General features: G+C 61.9%; 14 protein-coding genes. 4 read left to right on the top strand and 10 right to left on the bottom strand.

The features are described from left to right. Positions 1 to 76: 76 nt before the first annotated feature. Together kynU and lexA are read left to right on the top strand one after the other, a co-directional pair. A complete protein-coding gene (kynU, locus tag NKK51_RS24385) occupies positions 77 to 1324 on the top strand; it encodes a kynureninase (protein WP_352554846.1) in 1248 nt (415 codons plus the stop codon). A 410-nt stretch (positions 1325 to 1734) separates the two neighbouring features. Beyond that, positions 1735 to 2475 (top strand): transcriptional repressor LexA, encoded by a 741-nt coding sequence (lexA, locus tag NKK51_RS24380; RefSeq protein WP_013531746.1) that lies wholly within the window; start codon positions 1735 to 1737, stop codon positions 2473 to 2475. Here lexA and NKK51_RS24375 read toward each other — a convergent pair. Continuing rightward, a complete protein-coding gene (locus NKK51_RS24375) occupies positions 2469 to 4919 on the bottom strand; it encodes a ComEC/Rec2 family competence protein (protein WP_352554845.1) in 2451 nt (816 codons plus the stop codon). The genes lexA and NKK51_RS24375 overlap by 7 nt on opposite strands. A 101-nt stretch (positions 4920 to 5020) precedes the next feature. Between NKK51_RS24375 and gltX the strand changes: the two genes are divergently transcribed. Together gltX and gltA are read left to right on the top strand one after the other, a co-directional pair. Further along, positions 5021 to 6445 carry a glutamate--tRNA ligase gene (gene gltX, locus NKK51_RS24370; protein ID WP_352554844.1) on the top strand — a complete coding sequence of 475 codons (1425 nt, stop codon included), beginning with the start codon at positions 5021 to 5023 and terminating at the stop codon, positions 6443 to 6445. Between the two features lie 185 nt (positions 6446 to 6630). Continuing rightward, positions 6631 to 7959: a citrate synthase gene (gene gltA / locus NKK51_RS24365; RefSeq protein WP_027036654.1), complete on the top strand. Its 1329-nt coding sequence runs from the start codon at positions 6631 to 6633 to the stop codon at positions 7957 to 7959. 61 nt (positions 7960 to 8020) lie between these two features. Here the strand turns inward: gltA and lpxB are convergent, their stop codons facing one another. The 9 genes from lpxB to NKK51_RS24320 form a co-directional block, all read right to left on the bottom strand. Then, positions 8021 to 9199 carry a lipid-A-disaccharide synthase gene (gene lpxB / locus NKK51_RS24360; RefSeq protein ID WP_352554843.1) on the bottom strand — a complete coding sequence of 393 codons (1179 nt, stop codon included), beginning with the start codon at positions 9197 to 9199 and terminating at the stop codon, positions 8021 to 8023. Then, positions 9192 to 10109 carry an LpxI family protein gene (locus NKK51_RS24355; RefSeq protein ID WP_352554842.1) on the bottom strand — a complete coding sequence of 306 codons (918 nt, stop codon included), beginning with the start codon at positions 10107 to 10109 and terminating at the stop codon, positions 9192 to 9194. The genes lpxB and NKK51_RS24355 overlap by 8 nt, the downstream gene beginning before the upstream one ends. Further along, on the bottom strand, positions 10081 to 10914 hold the full coding sequence (gene lpxA / locus NKK51_RS24350) for an acyl-ACP--UDP-N-acetylglucosamine O-acyltransferase (protein ID WP_128303623.1): 834 nt from the start codon (positions 10912 to 10914) through the stop codon (positions 10081 to 10083). The genes NKK51_RS24355 and lpxA overlap by 29 nt, the downstream gene beginning before the upstream one ends. 13 nt (positions 10915 to 10927) lie before the next feature. After that, positions 10928 to 11395: a 3-hydroxyacyl-ACP dehydratase FabZ gene (fabZ, locus tag NKK51_RS24345; protein WP_013531753.1), complete on the bottom strand. Its 468-nt coding sequence runs from the start codon at positions 11393 to 11395 to the stop codon at positions 10928 to 10930. Then, complete coding sequence (gene lpxD, locus NKK51_RS24340) at positions 11388 to 12446, bottom strand: UDP-3-O-(3-hydroxymyristoyl)glucosamine N-acyltransferase (RefSeq protein ID WP_128303621.1); 1059 nt, start codon at positions 12444 to 12446, stop codon at positions 11388 to 11390. Before lpxD ends, fabZ begins: the two co-directional genes overlap by 8 nt. Positions 12447 to 12521: 75 nt before the next feature. Continuing rightward, positions 12522 to 14888, bottom strand: a complete 2367-nt coding sequence (gene bamA, locus NKK51_RS24335; RefSeq protein ID WP_352554841.1) for an outer membrane protein assembly factor BamA — start codon at positions 14886 to 14888, stop codon at positions 12522 to 12524. 217 nt (positions 14889 to 15105) lie between these two features. Beyond that, complete coding sequence (gene rseP / locus NKK51_RS24330; protein WP_023812928.1) at positions 15106 to 16248, bottom strand: RIP metalloprotease RseP; 1143 nt, start codon at positions 16246 to 16248, stop codon at positions 15106 to 15108. A gap of 104 nt (positions 16249 to 16352) precedes the next feature. Continuing rightward, positions 16353 to 17168, bottom strand: a complete 816-nt coding sequence (locus tag NKK51_RS24325; RefSeq protein ID WP_352554840.1) for a phosphatidate cytidylyltransferase — start codon at positions 17166 to 17168, stop codon at positions 16353 to 16355. Beyond that, positions 17165 to 17899, bottom strand: a complete 735-nt coding sequence (locus tag NKK51_RS24320) for an isoprenyl transferase (protein ID WP_023812930.1) — start codon at positions 17897 to 17899, stop codon at positions 17165 to 17167. Before NKK51_RS24320 ends, NKK51_RS24325 begins: the two co-directional genes overlap by 4 nt.

Below are 17899 nucleotides of genomic sequence, written 5' to 3'. Positions count from 1 at the left end.
CGAAATGAAAACAGGCACACCGAGGGGACGCGCTGTGGCGGAAAACCCTTCGCGAACAACCGGGGACTGACCGACCATGAGTGGAATTCCTGATCTCGCCGCAGTCGAAGCGATGGATGCCACGGATCCGCTGCGGGCCATGCGCGACCGTTTCATTCTGCCGGAGGGGATGATCTATCTCGACGGCAATTCACTGGGGGCAGCGTCTCACGCCGTTTTCAGCGAGCTGCAGCAGGCGGCGACCCAAGAATGGGCCCAGGATCTCATCCGAGCTTGGAACACGGCCGGATGGTTCGAGATGCCAATCGAACTCGGCGACCAGCTCGGACGCCTGATAGGAGCCGCGGCCGGCCAGACCGTTGTCTGCGACACGACATCGACCAACATCTACAAGGTGCTGCATGCGGCGATGGAGATGCGGCCCGGCCGGTCGGCCATCGTCGCCGAAGGTGACAGTTTTCCCACCGACCTGTACATCGCCGAAGGCGTGGCCTCGACCCGGGATGGCGTCCTGCTGCGCCTCGCGGGTGTCGACGCGCCGACCATCGAAGAGCTGATCGACGAAAACGTCGCGGTGGTGCTGGTCAATCACGTCAATTACAAATCGGGTGAACTGCGCGACATGTCGGCGCTGACGCGCAAGGCTCATGCGGCCGGAGCGCTGATTGTCTGGGATCTCTGCCACACGGCCGGCGCTCTGCCCGTCGAACTCGACCAGGCAAATGCCGATTTCGCCATCGGCTGCACTTACAAGTACCTCAATGGCGGTCCGGGCGCACCGGCCTTCATCTATGCCGCGCAGCGTCACCATGGCGATATCAGGCAACCACTCAGCGGCTGGTGGGGCCATGCGCGGCCCTTTGCCTTCGAACGGGGTTATGTTGCCGGCACCGGTATCCGCCGCTTTCTGTGCGGCACCCAGCCTGTCCTGTCGATGCGGGCGCTCAAAGGCGCGCTTGCCATCTGGAATGACGTCGACATGGCGGCATTGCGAAAGAAGAGCGTCGCGTTGACAGAACTGTTCATCCAGCTCGTCGAAGCCAGGTGCGGCGCCTACGGTCTCACGCTGGAGACCACCCGCGACGCGACCAGGCGCGGCAGCCAGGTGTCGTTCCTTCACGATCACGGCTATCAAATCATGCGGGCGCTGATCGAGCGCGGCGTCATCGGTGATTTTCGTGCGCCATCGACCATCCGTTTCGGCTTCACGCCGCTCTATGTCGGCTACAAGGATGTGTGGCTGGCGGTTGAGGTGCTGGAGGATATTCTGCGCACGGGCGCATGGAAGGACCGCCGTTTCGCGGTCAAGGAAGCCGTTACCTGACGCAACGATCCCCGCGATCCACCGCCGCCGCCCTCACTGCCTGGCAGATGACGGAGGCTGAATTTCCAGCCACAAATGCCAACAGACGTTGGCGTTTTGGCTCCGTTTCGTTCACGGCAAACGAACGTCCCGAAGATTGATATCGTCCTTTGTGGAGGTCGATAGACTGATAATGCCAAGCCTTGGGTCGAGGATGAGCCACAGGTCATTAACCATAATAATTTCAATGTGAGCAGGCGCATCGCTGTGCCTGGCGCTTGTTGATCGCGACCCGCTGGCAAGCGCCAAATAATTTCAGCAGCCTTAACAAATTCATTAAACTTTAAACGGTTGCAGAACACAACTGGAACAGATAGGGTTTGTTCTGGGTTTGTTTTTCGATTCTGGTTTCAGGTAACCTGGGGGCCGCCATGCTGACGCGCAAGCAACATGAACTGCTGATGTTCATCCATGAACGCCTGAAGGAGAGCGGCATTCCGCCATCCTTCGACGAGATGAAGGAGGCGCTTGACCTTGCCTCCAAATCCGGGATTCATCGGCTGATCACCGCACTTGAGGAGCGCGGCTTTATTCGCCGGTTGCCCAACCGGGCACGCGCGCTGGAAGTGCTGCGATTGCCGGACTCGATCGCGCCTGGCCTCAACGCGGCAAAGAAGTTTTCGCCAAGCGTCATCCAGGGCAGTCTCGGTCAGGGTGGTGCCCTTGGCCGGCAGATCAAGCCGGCGCCTTCGCGGATGCCCTCGCCCGGCAATGATGACGATGCGGTCTCCGCCGTGTCGATCCCGGTCATGGGCCGTATCGCCGCCGGTGTGCCGATCGATGCCATCCAGCATCAGACGCATTCGATCTCGGTGCCGCCGGACATGATCATGGGCGGCGCCCACTATGCGCTGGAGGTCAAGGGCGACTCGATGATCGAGGCCGGTATCTTCGACGGCGACACCGTCATCATCCGCAATGCCGACACGGCGAGCCCCGGCGAGATCATCGTGGCGCTGGTCGATGAAGAGGAAGCGACGCTGAAGCGGTTCCGCCGCAAGGGCGCTTCGATTGCTCTCGAAGCCGCCAATCCGGCCTATGAAACCCGTATTTTCGGCCCGGACAGGGTCAAGGTGCAAGGCAAGCTCGTCGGCCTGATCCGCCGCTACTGAGGCGGCTGTGGGTTGGCCGCTGGCTTCTCCGGTTTCTTGAAGGGTGCCAGCCCCCTCGCCTCACGAGAGTATTTGCGTTGCGTGTGCCAGGGCCGATATGGGCTGTCCACCGCGAAGCTGATCGTCGCCGGCGTGGTCGCCGATTGGCGATCGAAGAAGACCGCGGCACTGCCTTTGCGAGCCAGTTGCCGCTTGGTGATGACGAGGACCAGCGGATTGTGACAGGCGTCATACGCGGTGGCGTCATTGATGACGATCAGCTCGGCGAAGCCGCAGGCTTTCCAGGTGTCCTTGCGGTCCTCGACATAGGCAATGATCGCACCGGACATGTGCCTGGCCACGCAAACGCCTGAGGAGCAATAGAACGGGGATCCCAGCGGCAGATCAACGGCATCCGCGACATCGAATTGCCCATCGCTGTTGTCGAACACCTCTGGCACGACGATGGTTTCTGATGTCAGGGCGCGTTTCCAGTTGTCGACGGTGAATTCGTTCGGCCGCTCCCGGCTGACGGCAAGCTCACCGCCACCGATCGGCAACGCCACCAGCCGGGCGTCTTCCGAGATCAGCACATCCGGCGTGCGCGTATCCGAGACGGTCAGCAAGCCTGCCTGCGCGAATGGCAGAGCAGCGAGCCGCAGCCAGGTTGTCGCCATCGTCGCGATGACCAAAGCAATTGCCACCAACAGGACCGACTGTTGCGAAATCAGCCCGACCCCGTCGACAGGCGAACGCTCGGAGATCCAGCCGGATATGGCGATCATCATCGTCAGGCCCTTACCCATCAGGTAGAGAGCCGGCCAATCCAATCCGAAAGGCATCAGCAGCGCGCTGGCGACGGCCAGGAACATGACGACGGTGACGATCGGCATAACCGCGAGATTGGCAAACAGGCTAAGCGGCGAGACACGCTGAAAATGCCAGATAGCAAACAGCGTCGTGGCGCTTCCGGCGATGATCGAGGTCATGGCAAGGCCGGTTGCCGCCAGCAGGAATTTTCGCGTCAGGAAACCTGGCATGGATCGCTTTGGCGGCGGCGGTCTTGCTTTTCCCGCGCGGTGATCCGCCCAGCCGGCATAGGCGCCGACCAGAGCCGCGGTCGCGGCGAACGACATCTGAAAACTCGGGCCGACCACCTCATGCGGCGACACCACGATGACGGCGATCGCCGAGATCGCCAGATTGCGCATGGTGAGTGCTGCTCGATCGAACAGCACGGCAATCAGCATCACCGCCAGCATGATGAAGCTGCGCTCGGCGGCAACGACGACTCCCGAGATGATGAGATAGGCCGCGATCGAGAACAGTGCGGCGGCGGCGGCATACTTCTTGACCGGGCGACGCGCGGAAAAGTCGGGAAACAAGGCGAAGGCGCCGCGCAGCAAACCCATGATGGTGCCTGCGACCAGAGCCATGTGCAGTCCCGAAATGGAGATGATGTGGTAGATGCCGGTACGTCGCATCGCCTCATTGATGTCATCGGGAATGCCGGCGCGCACGCCGACGATCAGCGCCGCGGCGATCTCGCCTTCGGCGCCGCCGACGCTCGCCCTGATATGGTCGGCGATGCCTTCACGGGCATTTTCCACGCTAGAGGAAATTCGGGCCGGCAGCGGCATGTCGCCGTCATCGTTGACGACAAGCTTTGGATTGCCGAGAAAGAACCCGCTGCCGCCGATGCCGGCAAAGTAGCTGTCGAAGGAGAAGTCATAGCTGTCCGGCCGCACCGGCCCGGTCGGCGGCAAGAGCTTGGCATATCCGGTGATGAGGGAGCCGGCGGTCACGTCAGCCGGGATCTTGCGTGCCGAAAGCCGCACCCGTTCCGGCGCATAGCGCAGTTTCGGTCTTGCGGTCGATGTCACGTCGATGGTCAGCCGGATACGGCCGGTTTCCATCCGGTCGAGCGAGACGACGCGGCCGGTGACTTGCGTCGAAATTTCCGAGCCCAACATTTGTGTGCCCGCACGCCACGTCTCGACTTTGGCAGCAAGCAGTCCTAGGGCGCACAAAAGTGCCGCCATGAAACACAGATGGGTCTTTGGCCATGAGCGCGAGACCAGCGCACAGATCCCCGTCAGAATAACAACCGCGACAGGTCTCGCAAAGTCGGGTTCAGCCGTCAGCGAAAAATAGCCGATCGCTCCAATCGCCAGGCAGACCGGCACCAGCAGGAAGGCCACGCCCCGGTCGAATTCCAGGCTCGCCGCCGTGTTCACGCTGTGGCGCAGGCGAGGCAGTGATGTCAGGCTGATTTGCCGGCGCACGCGAACGATCCTGCCGGTTTCGGCAACAGGAACAGAGGCGGCGACATCCGCTTGTAACGGCGCTTGGCCGGGATCCGGCAGGAGGGGCGACGGCAATGGCAGAGGCGCAAAGAGGGACCGTTCGCTGACGCCGATGGCAGCGTCCTCGCCCTGATCCGAGCCCCAGCCTCGTCCAGCCATCGGGTCTGCCCCTTGCGCCCTCGACACCCTATGCTACATGAACGCCGGGCGCGCGAAAGTCCGCGCAACCGCACCCGCTTCAGATGGTTTCCGAGAGTTCCATGTCCGACAAGGTCGTCACCCGTTTTGCCCCCTCGCCCACCGGCTATCTGCACATAGGCGGCGCGCGCACGGCGCTGTTCAACTGGCTGTATGCAAAGCACACTGGCGGCACGATGCTGCTGCGCATCGAAGACACCGACCGTGAACGCTCCAATGAAGCCGCGACGGCTGCCATCCTCGACGGGCTTTCCTGGCTTGGCCTGAGCTGGGACGGCGAGCCGGTGTCACAGTTCGAGCGTGCGCCGCGCCACCGCGAGGTGGCCGAGGAGCTCGTGCGCATGGGCATGGCCTATTATTGCTATGCCACGCCAGCCGAACTGGAGGCCATGCGCGAGGCTGCCAGAGCCAAGGGGCTGCCGCCCCGCTATGACGGCCGCTGGCGCGACCGCGACCCCTCTGAGGCGCCCGCAGGCGTCAAGGGCGCCATCCGCATCAAGGCGCCGACCGAAGGCGAGACCATCGTCCATGACCGTGTCCAGGGCGAGGTGCGCTTTCCCAACAAAGATCTCGATGACTTCATCATCCTGCGTTCTGACGGCAATCCCACTTACATGCATGCCGTCGTCGTCGATGATCATGATATGGGCGTCACCCATATCATTCGCGGCGACGATCATCTGACCAATGCCGCTCGCCAGACCGTGATCTACAACGCCATGGGCTGGGACGTGCCGTCCATGTCGCATATCCCCCTGATCCACGGCGCCGATGGCGCCAAGCTGTCGAAGCGGCACGGCGCGCTTGGCGTCGAGGCCTATCGCGCCATGGGCTACCTGCCGGAGGCGCTGCTCAACTACCTGGCGCGCCTTGGCTGGAGCCATGGCGACGACGAGATCATGTCGATCAAGGATATGATCTCGTGGTTCGACATCGGCGATGTCAACAAGGGCGCGGCGCGCTTCGACTTCGCCAAACTGGAAGCGATCAACGGCGCGCATATGCGCCGCATGAGCGATGCCGAGCTGTTCGACATCTTCATCGCCACCCTGCCCTATCTCGAAGGTGGCCCGGCGATCGCAGCACGCCTGAAGGACAGCACCAAGGCGCAGTTGCTGGCAGCGCTTCCGGGCCTGAAGGAGCGCGCCAAGACGCTGGTCGAGCTCGTCGACGGCGCGGCCTTCCTGTTTGCCACGCGACCGCTGCCGATCGACGACAAGGCGGCCCTTCTGCTCACCGACGATGCCCGCAAGATCCTGCGCAGTGCTCACGAAGCTTTGAACGGGCTTGCGAGTGACTGGACAGCCGCCTCGGCGGAGGCGGCGATCCGTGAGGTGGCTGCGGCCGGCAGTCACAAACTCGGCGCGGTGGCCCAGCCTTTGCGCGCCGCTTTGACCGGCAAAAGCACCTCGCCGGGCGTGTTCGATGTGCTCGCCGTGCTCGGCCGCGAGGAAAGCCTGGCGCGCATCTCAGATCAAATCGATTAGGAGCAAACTGGCCCAAGAAGATTGGCATTGAAAGGCGGGTTTCGCAGTGCAACATTAGGCCTTGGCCCAATCTGGCACGCACCTCCTGAAATGCGGTGGCGAATACGCGCATTGCGGTGATTTTCGACGTGTCGCTCTGCAGAATTTTGCCTTTGCCGGCATGAGGAAACAAGAAGGAGTTTGCAATGACCGAAGCTGCGAAAAAAATGGATTTGGGCGGCAAGACCCAGGAGGCCACGGCAACGCTTGCATTCGCCGGCAAGACCCATGAATTCAAGGTGCGAAGTGGTTCGGTCGGGCCTGATGTCATCGACATCGCCTCGCTCTACTCAACCACCGGCGCCTTCACTTACGATCCCGGCTTCACCTCGACGGCAAGTTGCGAATCCGAAATCACCTTCATCGACGGCGACGCCGGCATCCTGTTGCACCGCGGCTATCCGATCGACCAGTTGGCCGAACATGGCGACTTCCTCGAGGTCTGCTATCTCCTGCTCTACGGTGAATTGCCGACCAAGGCGCAGAAGGACGACTTTGACTACCGCGTGACGCGCCACACCATGGTGCATGAGCAGATGTCGCGCTTTTTCACCGGCTTCCGCCGCGACGCGCATCCGATGGCGGTGATGTGCGGCGTGGTCGGCGCGCTGTCGGCCTTCTACCACGACTCCACCGACATCTCCGACCCCTACCAGCGCATGGTTGCCTCCATGCGGCTGATCGCCAAGATGCCGACGATCGCGGCGATGGCCTACAAATACCACATCGGCCAGCCGTTCATTTACCCGAAGAACGAGCTCAACTTCGCCGCCAACTTCCTGCACATGTGCTTTGCCGTGCCGTGCGAGGAATACAAGATCAATCCGGTGCTGGCACGCGCCATGGAGCGCATCTTCATTTTGCACGCCGACCACGAGCAGAACGCCTCGACCTCGACCGTTCGTCTCGCCGGCTCGTCGGGCGCCAACCCGTTTGCGTGCATCGCCGCCGGTATAGCCTGCCTGTGGGGACCGGCGCATGGCGGCGCCAATGAAGCGGCGCTCAACATGCTTGGCGAGATCGGCCATGTCGATCATATCCCCGAATTCATCGCCCGCGCCAAGGACAAGGACGACCCCTTCCGCTTGATGGGCTTTGGCCACCGCGTCTACAAGAACTACGATCCGCGCGCCAAGATCATGCAGAAGACGGCACATGAGGTTCTGGGCGAGCTCGGCATCAAGGACGATCCGCTGCTCGACATCGCCATGGAGCTGGAAAAGATCGCGCTGACCGATTCCTATTTCATCGAGAAGAAGCTCTACCCGAATGTCGACTTCTATTCCGGCATCACGCTGAAGGCGCTGGGCTTTCCCACCACCATGTTCACCGTGCTGTTCGCGGTCGCCCGCACCGTCGGCTGGATCGCCCAGTGGAAAGAGATGATCGAGGATCCGCGCCAGAAGATCGGCCGCCCGCGTCAGCTCTATACCGGCGCACCCGAGCGTGACTACGTGCCGATCGCCAAGCGGTGAATTGGGAGTAGGGATTGGGGATTGGGCAGTAGGCAGTAGGCACGGTCAACTTCCCTACTGACTACTGACTATTCCCTCTCTTGATATACCGCATCACCACCTGCGCGGCGATCTCGCCGGACGGTCTATCCGTCGCCATGCGCCGCGTGATCTCTGCAAATCCAGTCTTCTGCCAGGCGCGCATGCCGCTGTCGGCGAACAGGGCTTCCAATTGCCGGGCCAGATTGTTCGGCTTGATGTAGCCGTCGTAGAATTCCGGAATAAGCGCTCGATCCGATATCAGATTGGGCAGCAGCGCCGACCAGACGGAAACGAGGTACGGCGCCAAGACGCGCGCGACCGGGTCGAGCCTGTAGCAGGAAATCATCGGCACGCCGGCCAGCGCCAGTTCCAGCGATACCGTCCCGGACGCGATCAGCGCCGCATCGGCTTTGCCGAAAGCCTGCCATTTGCGCTGGGGATCGACGATGATCTCAGGCTTTTCATCCCAGCGGTTAACGAAGGATTTGACGAGGTCGGCGACATGCGGAACGGTCGGCAGCAGCAGCCGTAGGCGGTGGCCACGCGCACGCAGAATCGACACCGTCTCGCCGAACGGGTCGAGCAGCCGCCGTACCTCGCCACGCCGCGAACCGGGCAGGACGAGCAGGGTCTTGACGCGATCAGCAGAAAGGTCGCGCGGCAGCTCCTGCGCCTTGGCTGCGGCGAGCAAACCCGCATCGTGGGTCAGGCGATGCCCGACATAGGTGCCCGGTGGCCCGCCGAGCCGCTCGAGCTCCTTGACCTCGAAAGGCAGGATGCAGAGGATGTGGTCGACATAGGGCTTCATCGCCACCGCCCTGCCCGGCCGCCACGCCCACACGCTCGGGCAGACATAGTGGATGATTGGAATCGACGGGTTGGCCGCACGCACCTTTTTGGCGACGCGCAACGAAAAGTCCGGACTGTCGATGGTGACAAGGCAGTCCGGCTTTTCGTCGGCAACGGTCTTGGCCAGTTGGCTGATCCGCCGTATCAGGCGCGGCAGGTCGCGCAGGACGGCACTGAACCCCATGAGGGCGATCTCACCGGCATCGAATGGCGAGACCAGTCCCAGCGCCTGCAAATGACGGCCGCCGAGGCCGACGAGTTGCACCTCGCGCCCGGCCGCCTGCCTGAGCGAGCGTACTATGTCGGCGCCGAGCAGGTCGCCGGACTCCTCTCCGGCAACGATCGCGATCTTCAATGCCCTGTCAGCCATTGCGCGGCTCCGTGGTGACAGGCAGGCCAAGGACGAACAGGCCGAGTGCATTGGCGCGTGCGATGGTTCCAGGACCTTCGAGGATCAGCGAGCGTCCCGCCTCGACGGCAATGCCGGCGAGCCCGGCCGCGTGCGCTGCCTCGACCGTCTGCGGACCGATGGATGGAAGATCGGCGCGCAGTTCCTGACCAGGCTTGGCGCACTTGACGAGGACGCCGCGGGTCTTGCCCGCAATACGGCCGTGGCCACGCAGCAGCTTCGCACGATCAAGCAGGCCGGCTGTTCCTTCGATGCCTTCCAGCGCGATTGCCCGGCCGCCAACGGCGATCGCCGCCTGGCCGACATCCAGCGCCCCGATGGCCTTTGCTGCCGCAAGGCCCGCCTCGATATCACGCCAGTCCAATTTTCGCGGTTCGGCCTTGGTTAGCACGCCTTCGGCGGCGACAAGATTCGGCACTACTTCGTGGGCGCCAACGACCTTTATTCCACGCGCTTCGAGGCCCCGTGCCAAGACCTTCAGAAGACCATCATCGCCACGCGCGAGCGCCATGACGACCAAAGGAATCACCGCGAGCAGGCTGAGACTGGGGCGCAGCGCAAGCAATCGCGGCCGGCGCTTGATCTCGCCTGCAAGCACCAGATGGGTGATCCGGTGCCGCCGCAGCAATGGGACGAGCGAGCCTATACCTTCCAGAGCGAGGTTTTCGTGATCGTATCGGGAGAGTTCCGCGATGCGGTCGACTTCGCCTTCCATCAGGATGACGAAGGGCGGATAACCTTGTTCAGCCGAACCGGCCGCGACTTCGACCGGCAGACTGCCGCCGCCGGCAATGATGCCAACCCTGGAGCCCGGCGGAAGATCAAGACGCGCTGCCGCTGTCTCAGTCTTCGTCATCGACATCGTCGCCATCGCCGCCCTTGAGCGACGGCACAGCATAGTGCCGCTTGCCGCGACTGGTGATGAAATCGATGATCTTCATGGCGGTCGGCGACGACGCGAACTCCGCCTTGGCGAATTCGATGTTCTCGCCAACGGTGCGGGAACGATCGAAGATCATCCTGTAAGCCTTGCGCAGCACAAGGATTTCGGACCTCGGCAGGCCGGAGCGCTTGAGGCCGATGATGTTGAGACCGCGCAGGCTGGCGCGGTTGCCGACCGCGATGGCAAAGGGAATGACATCGCCGACGATCGCCGAGCAGCCGCCCAGAAAGGCGTTGTCGCCGATGCGAACAAACTGATGCACAGCGGTCAGGCCGCCGATATAAACATTGTTGCCGACCTCGCAGTGGCCGCCCAGCGTTGCACCATTGGCGAACGTCGCATTGTTGCCGACGACGCAATCATGGGCGATATGGGCGTAGGCAAGGAAATTGCCATTGTCGCCGACCGTCGTCTCGCCGCGGCTGGAATCGGTACCGAGATGCATGGTCACGCCTTCGCGGATCGTGCAGTCCCTGCCGATGACCAGGGTGGTTCGGCCGCCCTTGTGCTTGGTGTTCTGCGGCGGCGCGCCCAATGTCGCCATCGGGTAGACCTTGGTCGAGGCGCCGATCGACGTCGCGCCCATCACCGAGACATGACTAACCAGTTCGACGTCGTCGCCGATCACCACATCGGCGCCGACATGGCAGAACGGCCCGATGCGCGCGCCTTGGCCGATTTGGGCGCCTTCCTCGACAATGGAGGAAGCATGAATGGATGTCTTGATTTTCATAAGCACTCGATCGTCAGTCGCTGGTGACCATCATGGCTGAAATCTCGGCCTCGGCCGCCTTAGCGCCGTCGACCATGGCTTCACAAGCGAATTTGAGCAGATTGCCGCGTTTCTTGATTTTCTTGACATAGATCTTCAACTGGTCGCCGGGAACGACCGGTTTGCGGAATTTGGCGTTGTCGATGGTCAGGAAATAGACCAGCGACGGCTTTTCGGTGCCCAGGCTGCGGATACAGATGGCGCCGGCCGTCTGCGCCATCGCCTCGACGATGAGCACACCCGGCATGACCGGCTGCTCAGGGAAATGGCCCTGAAAATGCGGCTCGTTTATGGTCACGTTCTTGATGCCGATGGCGGATTCGTCGCCATCGATGTCGACGATACGATCGATCATCAGGAACGGATAGCGGTGCGGCAGGAGCTTCATCAGCCCCATGATGTCGACCGCTTCCAGCGTCGTCGACGCGATCATGTCAGCCATTGCCTCCCTCGCCCTGTTTGCGGGTCCTGGCGAGCTTGCGCAGCATGGCTATCTCCCGCATGGCTTCCGCCATCGGCTGTGCCGGATAGCCGCCCCAGATCTCGCCTGCAGGGACATTGCTCATAAATCCACTTCTGGCGGCAAGCTTGGCCCCTGTCCCTATGGTCAGGTGATCCGCAAGCCCGACGCCGCCGCCCATGGTGACATTGTCACCCACGACCACGGAACCCGAAATACCCGAAAGCCCGGCTATTATGCAATTGCGGCCGATGCGGACGTTATGGGCGATCTGCACGAGATTGTCGATCTTGGTGCCCTGGCCGATGACCGTATCGGACATGGCGCCGCGATCGACGGTGGTGTTTGAGCCGATCTCGACGTCGTCCTGGATAACGACACGGCCGATCTGCGGCACGCGTTCGGGACCCTTGGCCCCTCCAACGAACCCAAAACCATCTTGGCCTATCCTGGCACCGCCATGAATGATGACGCGATTGCCGATCAAGGCATACTGGACGCTCGCGCCTGGACCGACATAGCCGTCGCGGCCGATCTGGCAGGATTGTCCGATGACCGCATTTGGGGCGATGACGGTACCGCTGCCGATCGAAGCGCCTGGCCCGATGACCGCGCCGGCCTCGATGACGGCACCGGCTTCGACATGCGCGGTCGCATCGACATGAGCGTGCGGCGAGACGCCGGTTTCACTGGTCATCGGCCCTGGTGTCGCCGCCCTCGGAAACAGCAGACGCCCGACAAACGCGAAGGCCTGTTGCGGACGCGGATGAACCAGAACGGCAACGCCGGCCGGCGCCTTGCCGGCAAATTCCGCCGGGCACAGGACCGCGGCTGCCCGCAGCGACGGCATCAGCGCGGAATTGCGCTTGCCGTCGACAAAGACGAGCGCATTCTCGCCGCCCTCGCTGGCCGGCGCGAGTGCTTCGATCGAAATATCTGAGTGGCCGGAATCGACGAGCACCGAGCCGGTCAGATTCGCGACTTCGCCCGCCGTATACCGGCGTGATGGCGCGAAGAACACCGGATCGGTCATTCCAGAAGCTATATCCAGCTAGGTCGGAACATTTCTCCCGGACCCTGAAGACCCGGGAGCATCGTTGGCCGCCGATCAGAAGCGGGTCGATATGCCGAAGTTGAATTCCTGCACGTCGTCGCGCGCTTCCTTCTTGACCGGGATCGCATAGTCGATACGGATCGGACCGAACGGCGACGCCCACATCAGGCCGAGGCCGACCGAGGCACGCAACTTCATCCCGACCGAGTCCTGGGTGACGCCAGCGGTGTCGACCTTGCTTCCATAGAGCGTTGCCGCATCCGCGAAGACAGCGCCACGCAAGCCGAAGCTTTCCGGCACAACCGGCAACGGAAACTGAGCTTCTGCGGACGCATTGAAATAGGTCGTGCCGCCGAGATGGTCGCCCGTAGCAGTATCGACAGGACCGATGCCCCCATAGGCGAAGCCACGGATCATGCGATCGGTGCTCTGGAACTGATCGAAAATCCGCAGACCATCGCTGCCGTATCCTTCAACATGGCCAGCGCCACCTGAAACGAGCCCGACCAGATCATACTGCTCCGACAGCGTCTGGTAGATGCTGCCGCGTCCCGTGACCTTCACGAACTTGGCATCACCGCCGAGGCCTGCGACTTCTACCGTCGTGGTGGCGTAGATACCCTCGTGCGGGCTCTTCATATCGTCGATGGTGTTGTAGACCAGCCCGAGGCTGACCGACGACTTGATCCAAGGGCTTTGTTCGATGCCATCCAGGATAGCCGTGGAAACGTCACACTTCGCCGGATCGTAAACGCCGCCGGTCACGCAATCGTCTTCCAGCTTATACTTTTCTTGCGAGATGTTGTACGCCAACTGGGTCGAGATGCTGTCGGTGATCGGCAGACCGAAGCGCACCGTCGCGCCCACAGTGTCGCTTTCGTAGTTGTCGTATTCCCTGGTCTGCTTGAAGATGTCGAAACCGGCAGCGATGCGCCGTCCGAGGAAATAAGGCTCGGTGAAGGACAGGCTGTAGTCGCGTGAATTCTTGCCGCCGCCTGCCGACAGCTTGATGAACTGGCCACGGCCGAGGAAGTTGCGCTCGGTCACCGAGCCTTCGACCGACGGACCGGCCGTGTCGCCACCGGTCGAATAACCAGCGCCCACCGAGAACTCGCCGGTCGATTTCTCGACCACATCGACCACCAGAACGACCTGGTCAGGCTGCGAGCCCGGCACGGTGGAGATGTCGACTTTCTCAAAGTAATTCAAGTTTTCCAAACGCTTCTTCGCGCGCTGGATGAGCACCTGGTTGAAGGCGTCGCCTTCGCTGACGTCGAACTCACGGCGAATGACATAGTCACGCGTGCGATCGTTGCCGCGGATCTCGATGCGCTCGATATAGGCCTTGGTGCCCTGGTCGATCGTATAAACAACCGAAATGGTGTGGTTCTCGAAATTGCGGTCACCGCGCGGCGTGACCTGCGCGAAGGCATAGCCGGAACCGGCCACCTTCTCGGTCAGCGCGATGATGGAATCCTCGACGTTCTTGGCGTTGTAGACGTCACCCTTGTGGGTCTCGATCACCGATTCCAGCGACTTGCCGTCGACTTCAGGGATCGAGCTCTCGACGCTGACATCACCGAACGTGTAGCGGTCGCCTTCCTGGACGGTGATGGTCACCGTGTACTTGTTCGTCGCGCTGTCGAGTTCACCGACTGCGGACACGACTTGGAAGTCGGCATACCCATGATTGTAGTAAAAGCGGCGCAGCAGCTCCTGGTCGGCGCGCAGCTTGTCGTCGTCATAGACGTCGTCGCGCAGGATGAAGGAAACCCAGGACGAACGCTTGGTGTTGATGATATCCGACAGGCGGCGGCTGGAATAGGCGCTATTGCCGACGAAATTGATCGCCGCGATCTGCGTGCGATCGCCTTCAGCGATGTTGAAGACAACATTTACGCGATTGTCGCCAAGCTGCATGACCTGCGTGGTCACGGTTACATCGTCGCGGCCAATGCGCCTGTATGCAGCCTTGACCGATTCCACGTCGGCATCGAGCGTCGCCTGCGAGAACGTTCCGCGCGGCTTCAGCTGCACGGCCGCCGCAAGCGCATTGTCCTTGAGCTTCTTGTTGTTCTGGAACAGCACCTGGTTGACGACTTGGTACTCGGCAACCTTGACCACCAGCGTCGAGCCGACCTGGTTGATCTGCACGTCCGAAAACAGACCTGTGCCGAACAGCGCCTTGACCGCACCGTCGATATCGGAACTGGAGAAAGCCTTGCCCGGCTTGATGGTGATGTAATTGCGGATGGTCTCAGCGTCGATACGCTGGTTGCCGCTCACTTCGACTCTGCTGACGACAGCGGCTTCAGCCGCCGATGTGGCAACGAACTGCACTGCGAGCGCGCCTGGCACGACCATGGCCGCGGACAGGGTCACCGCGGACGCGGCGCTTAGAAACTTGGATGCTGCCTTCATCGGGCTTAATAACCTTTTCTCGTAGTCCCCACGGCGAGAAAACCGGACGTGCGGTAATTTCCCCTACCGTATTAACCGGATTTTCCCTACACGCAAGGCTTCTGGTTAATTTGTATTTACTTAACCCTGCGGCGTGGCTTTCGCGTCACTCATATCCCCTTGCATGGTAAACGGCGTCTCAACATCGTCCATGCAGAAGCCAAATTTCTTCATGATTTCAGCACCCAAACAGATCGTTCCAAAAAACGAACCCCATGAAGCACAGCACCAGAAGCAACCCGGCCCGATAGGCCATTTCCATCATCCGTTCCGACACCGGACGGCGAATGACAGCCTCCACCCCGTAGAACAAGAGGTGACCGCCGTCGAGGGGGGGAATCGGCAAAAGGTTCAGAATTCCGATGCCAACGGATAGCAGTGCAACCAGCTGCACGAGCCATTCGAATCCCAGTTTCGCAGCCCTGCCCGCCATGTCGGCTATCTTCACCGGACCGCCCAGCTGACATTTGTCTTCGCGCCCGACAACAAAGCGCTGCAGGAACTGGCCGGTGCGCTGGATGACGTGACCGGTTTCCTCGACCGCCGCCGCGACCGCTCCGACCGGCGTGTAGGTGATGAGTCTCGGCTGGCCGAGTTCCTTGTTGTTGACGACACCGATCACGGCGACCTTGACCTTGTTGCCGAGCGCGTCTTCCTGTTCCATCAGCCGCGGCGCCGCGGTCACAGTGACCTCCTGGCCGTCGCGCAGCATGACGAAGGTGATTGCGTCGTCGGCACGGCCCGAGACCAGGCGTTGAACGTCGCCAAAGGTTTCGACCTTGTTGCCGTCGACGCTGACGAATCGGTCGCCGGGAAGAATGCCGGCCTTCGCCGCCGGGCTGTCGGCGGTCACCTCGGCCACCATGGGCTCGGCGACATAGCGGCCATAGGCGGTGAACAGCACGGAAAAGACGACGATCGTCAGCAGGAAATTGAACAACGGTCCGGCCACCACCGTTGCCGCGCGCTTCCAGATCGGCTGGGTGTGGAAGGCGACCTTGCGCTCTTCCTCGGTCAGCGTCTCAATTTCTTCCGACGTGGGCTGGCTCGATGTGGCGTTCATGTCGCCGACGAATTTGACATAGCCGCCAAGCGGTATCGCACACAGTTTCCAGCGCGTGCCGTGGCTGTCGTTGAAGCCGAAAAGTTCCGGGCCGAAGCCGATCGAGAAGGCCCTGACGCCGATGCCGCACCAGCGCCCGACAAGGTAATGGCCCATTTCATGAACGAACACGACCACGGTCAGCACGAAGAGGAATGGCACCAGCGTGCCCAGGACAAAGCCTTCTGTGCTGAAAAGCGCGTGAAGAATCTCGTTCAAGACAAACCCTCAAATTCTTCCACGGCGCAGACTGCGCCGTGACTGTGACACCAATCCGGGCGAATCCAAGGCGCACCGCGCAAAGGACCCTGAAATGACATCGCTCAAACGGGAAACAGACCCTGCGCCGGATGATCGGCGTTCGCCGAAATCCAGCCGATGACGTATAGGGCGAATGCCGCTGCGACAAGCCCGTCGACACGATCCATGACGCCGCCATGGCCCGGGATGAGCGCCCCCGAATCCTTGCGGCCATGGCGGCGCTTGATCCAGGATTCGAACAGGTCGCCTGCCTGCGAGACAATCGACAGCACGAGCGCGACCAGGCCGAGCAATACCAGATTGCCGACACCGGCAGCTGCGGCGAGGACCAGCCCGGCGACGACGCCGCCGACAGCGCCGCCGAGTGCGCCGCTGCGCGTCTTGCCGGGCGAGATAGAGGGCGCCAGTTTCGGCCCCCCAACGGCGCGCCCCACGAAATAGGCAAGGATATCGGTGGCCCAGACGACCGCGAACAGGAACAGGATGGCAATGAGGCCTGAACGATCGCCATCCCGCAGCAAGGCGAGCGACAGGCCTGAAACCGCGGCATAGGCAAGGCCGCTCGCATCCCAATGTCCGGTCTTGCGAACCGAGGCGGCTATCGCCGTTGCGGCAACAATGGCCGCCACAAGCGGTAGCAGCCAGGAGGAGGCCAGGCCGCCAATCAAGGCGCCAATGAAGACAACCAGCAGTGCTTCCGGCAGGAAACCCAGACCCGTTGCCCCGGTTGGCCGCGACATGCGGGTCCATTCATAGAAGATCGCCGCTACGATCACGGCACACAGCAGCCGGAACGGCAAACCGCCGATCCAGGTCAAGCCGAGAGTGATGATGGCGAGCACGATCGCCGAAACGATACGGAGTTGAAGATTCCTCATCCCGCGGCCGGTCGCGAAGCGACGTCCTGGCCTCCAAGTCCGCCGAAACGGCGTTCGCGGCCAGCAAACTCACGCAAAGCTTCCGCAAGGTGCTCGCGGCTGAAGTCGGGCCAATAGCAAGGCAGGAAGACGAGTTCGCTATAGGCGGCTTGCCACAGAAGGAAGTTTGACAACCGAAGCTCGCCGCTGGTGCGGATGACGAGTTCCGGGTCGGGAATGCCTTGCGTATCAAGCGCGCCGGCAAAACTTTCGGCTGATATCGCCTCGGCGTCGAGTTCGCCACGCGCCACGGCCGCCGCAAGCTTTTGTGCCGTGCGAACGATTTCGTCTCGTCCGCCATAGTTGAAGGCGATCACCAGCGTCAGCGATTCGTTTGCGGCCGTCAGCGTTTCGGCCTCATCGAGCAGTCCCCTGATATCAGACTGCAGCCCTGCCCGGTCGCCGATGATTCTAACCCGCACACCGCTCTGGTGCAGTTCGGCAAGGTCACGGCGGATGAACATTTTCAAGAGGCCCATCAGGTCGCTGACCTCGGACTTCGGCCGCGACCAATTCTCCGACGAGAAAGCATAGACGGTCAGGTAGGAAATGCCGAGCCCAGGTGCCGCGCGCACCGTCTTGCGCAGCGCCTCGACACCGGCACGGTGGCCCGCAAGACGGGGCATGCCGCGCGCCTTGGCCCAGCGTCCGTTTCCGTCCATGATGATCGCGACATGCGCGGGCGTTGCCAT

Source organism: Mesorhizobium sp. M0011 (genome assembly GCF_040324155.1).
GTDB lineage: Bacteria > Pseudomonadota > Alphaproteobacteria > Rhizobiales > Rhizobiaceae > Mesorhizobium.
The sequence above is the reverse complement of the archived record's forward strand: the minus strand, read 5'-3'. Positions and strand labels throughout refer to the sequence as shown.

Excerpts from the sequence above, each read along its gene's own strand:
- kynU (WP_352554846.1), top strand. The coding sequence starts at position 77 with ATGAGTGGAATTCCTGATCTCGCCGCAGTCGAAGCGATGGATGCCACG.
- lexA (WP_013531746.1), top strand. The coding sequence starts at position 1,735 with ATGCTGACGCGCAAGCAACATGAACTGCTGATGTTCATCCATGAACGC.
- NKK51_RS24375 (WP_352554845.1), bottom strand. The coding sequence starts at position 4,919 with ATGGCTGGACGAGGCTGGGGCTCGGATCAGGGCGAGGACGCTGCCATC.
- gltX (WP_352554844.1), top strand. The coding sequence starts at position 5,021 with ATGTCCGACAAGGTCGTCACCCGTTTTGCCCCCTCGCCCACCGGCTAT.
- gltA (WP_027036654.1), top strand. The coding sequence starts at position 6,631 with ATGACCGAAGCTGCGAAAAAAATGGATTTGGGCGGCAAGACCCAGGAG.
- lpxB (WP_352554843.1), bottom strand. The coding sequence starts at position 9,199 with ATGGCTGACAGGGCATTGAAGATCGCGATCGTTGCCGGAGAGGAGTCC.
- NKK51_RS24355 (WP_352554842.1), bottom strand. The coding sequence starts at position 10,109 with ATGGCGACGATGTCGATGACGAAGACTGAGACAGCGGCAGCGCGTCTT.
- lpxA (WP_128303623.1), bottom strand. The coding sequence starts at position 10,914 with ATGAAAATCAAGACATCCATTCATGCTTCCTCCATTGTCGAGGAAGGC.
- fabZ (WP_013531753.1), bottom strand. The coding sequence starts at position 11,395 with ATGGCTGACATGATCGCGTCGACGACGCTGGAAGCGGTCGACATCATG.
- lpxD (WP_128303621.1), bottom strand. The coding sequence starts at position 12,446 with ATGACCGATCCGGTGTTCTTCGCGCCATCACGCCGGTATACGGCGGGC.
- bamA (WP_352554841.1), bottom strand. The coding sequence starts at position 14,888 with ATGAAGGCAGCATCCAAGTTTCTAAGCGCCGCGTCCGCGGTGACCCTG.
- NKK51_RS24325 (WP_352554840.1), bottom strand. The coding sequence starts at position 17,168 with ATGAGGAATCTTCAACTCCGTATCGTTTCGGCGATCGTGCTCGCCATC.
- NKK51_RS24320 (WP_023812930.1), bottom strand. The coding sequence starts at position 17,899 with ATGGCAACGCCCGCGCATGTCGCGATCATCATGGACGGAAACGGACGC.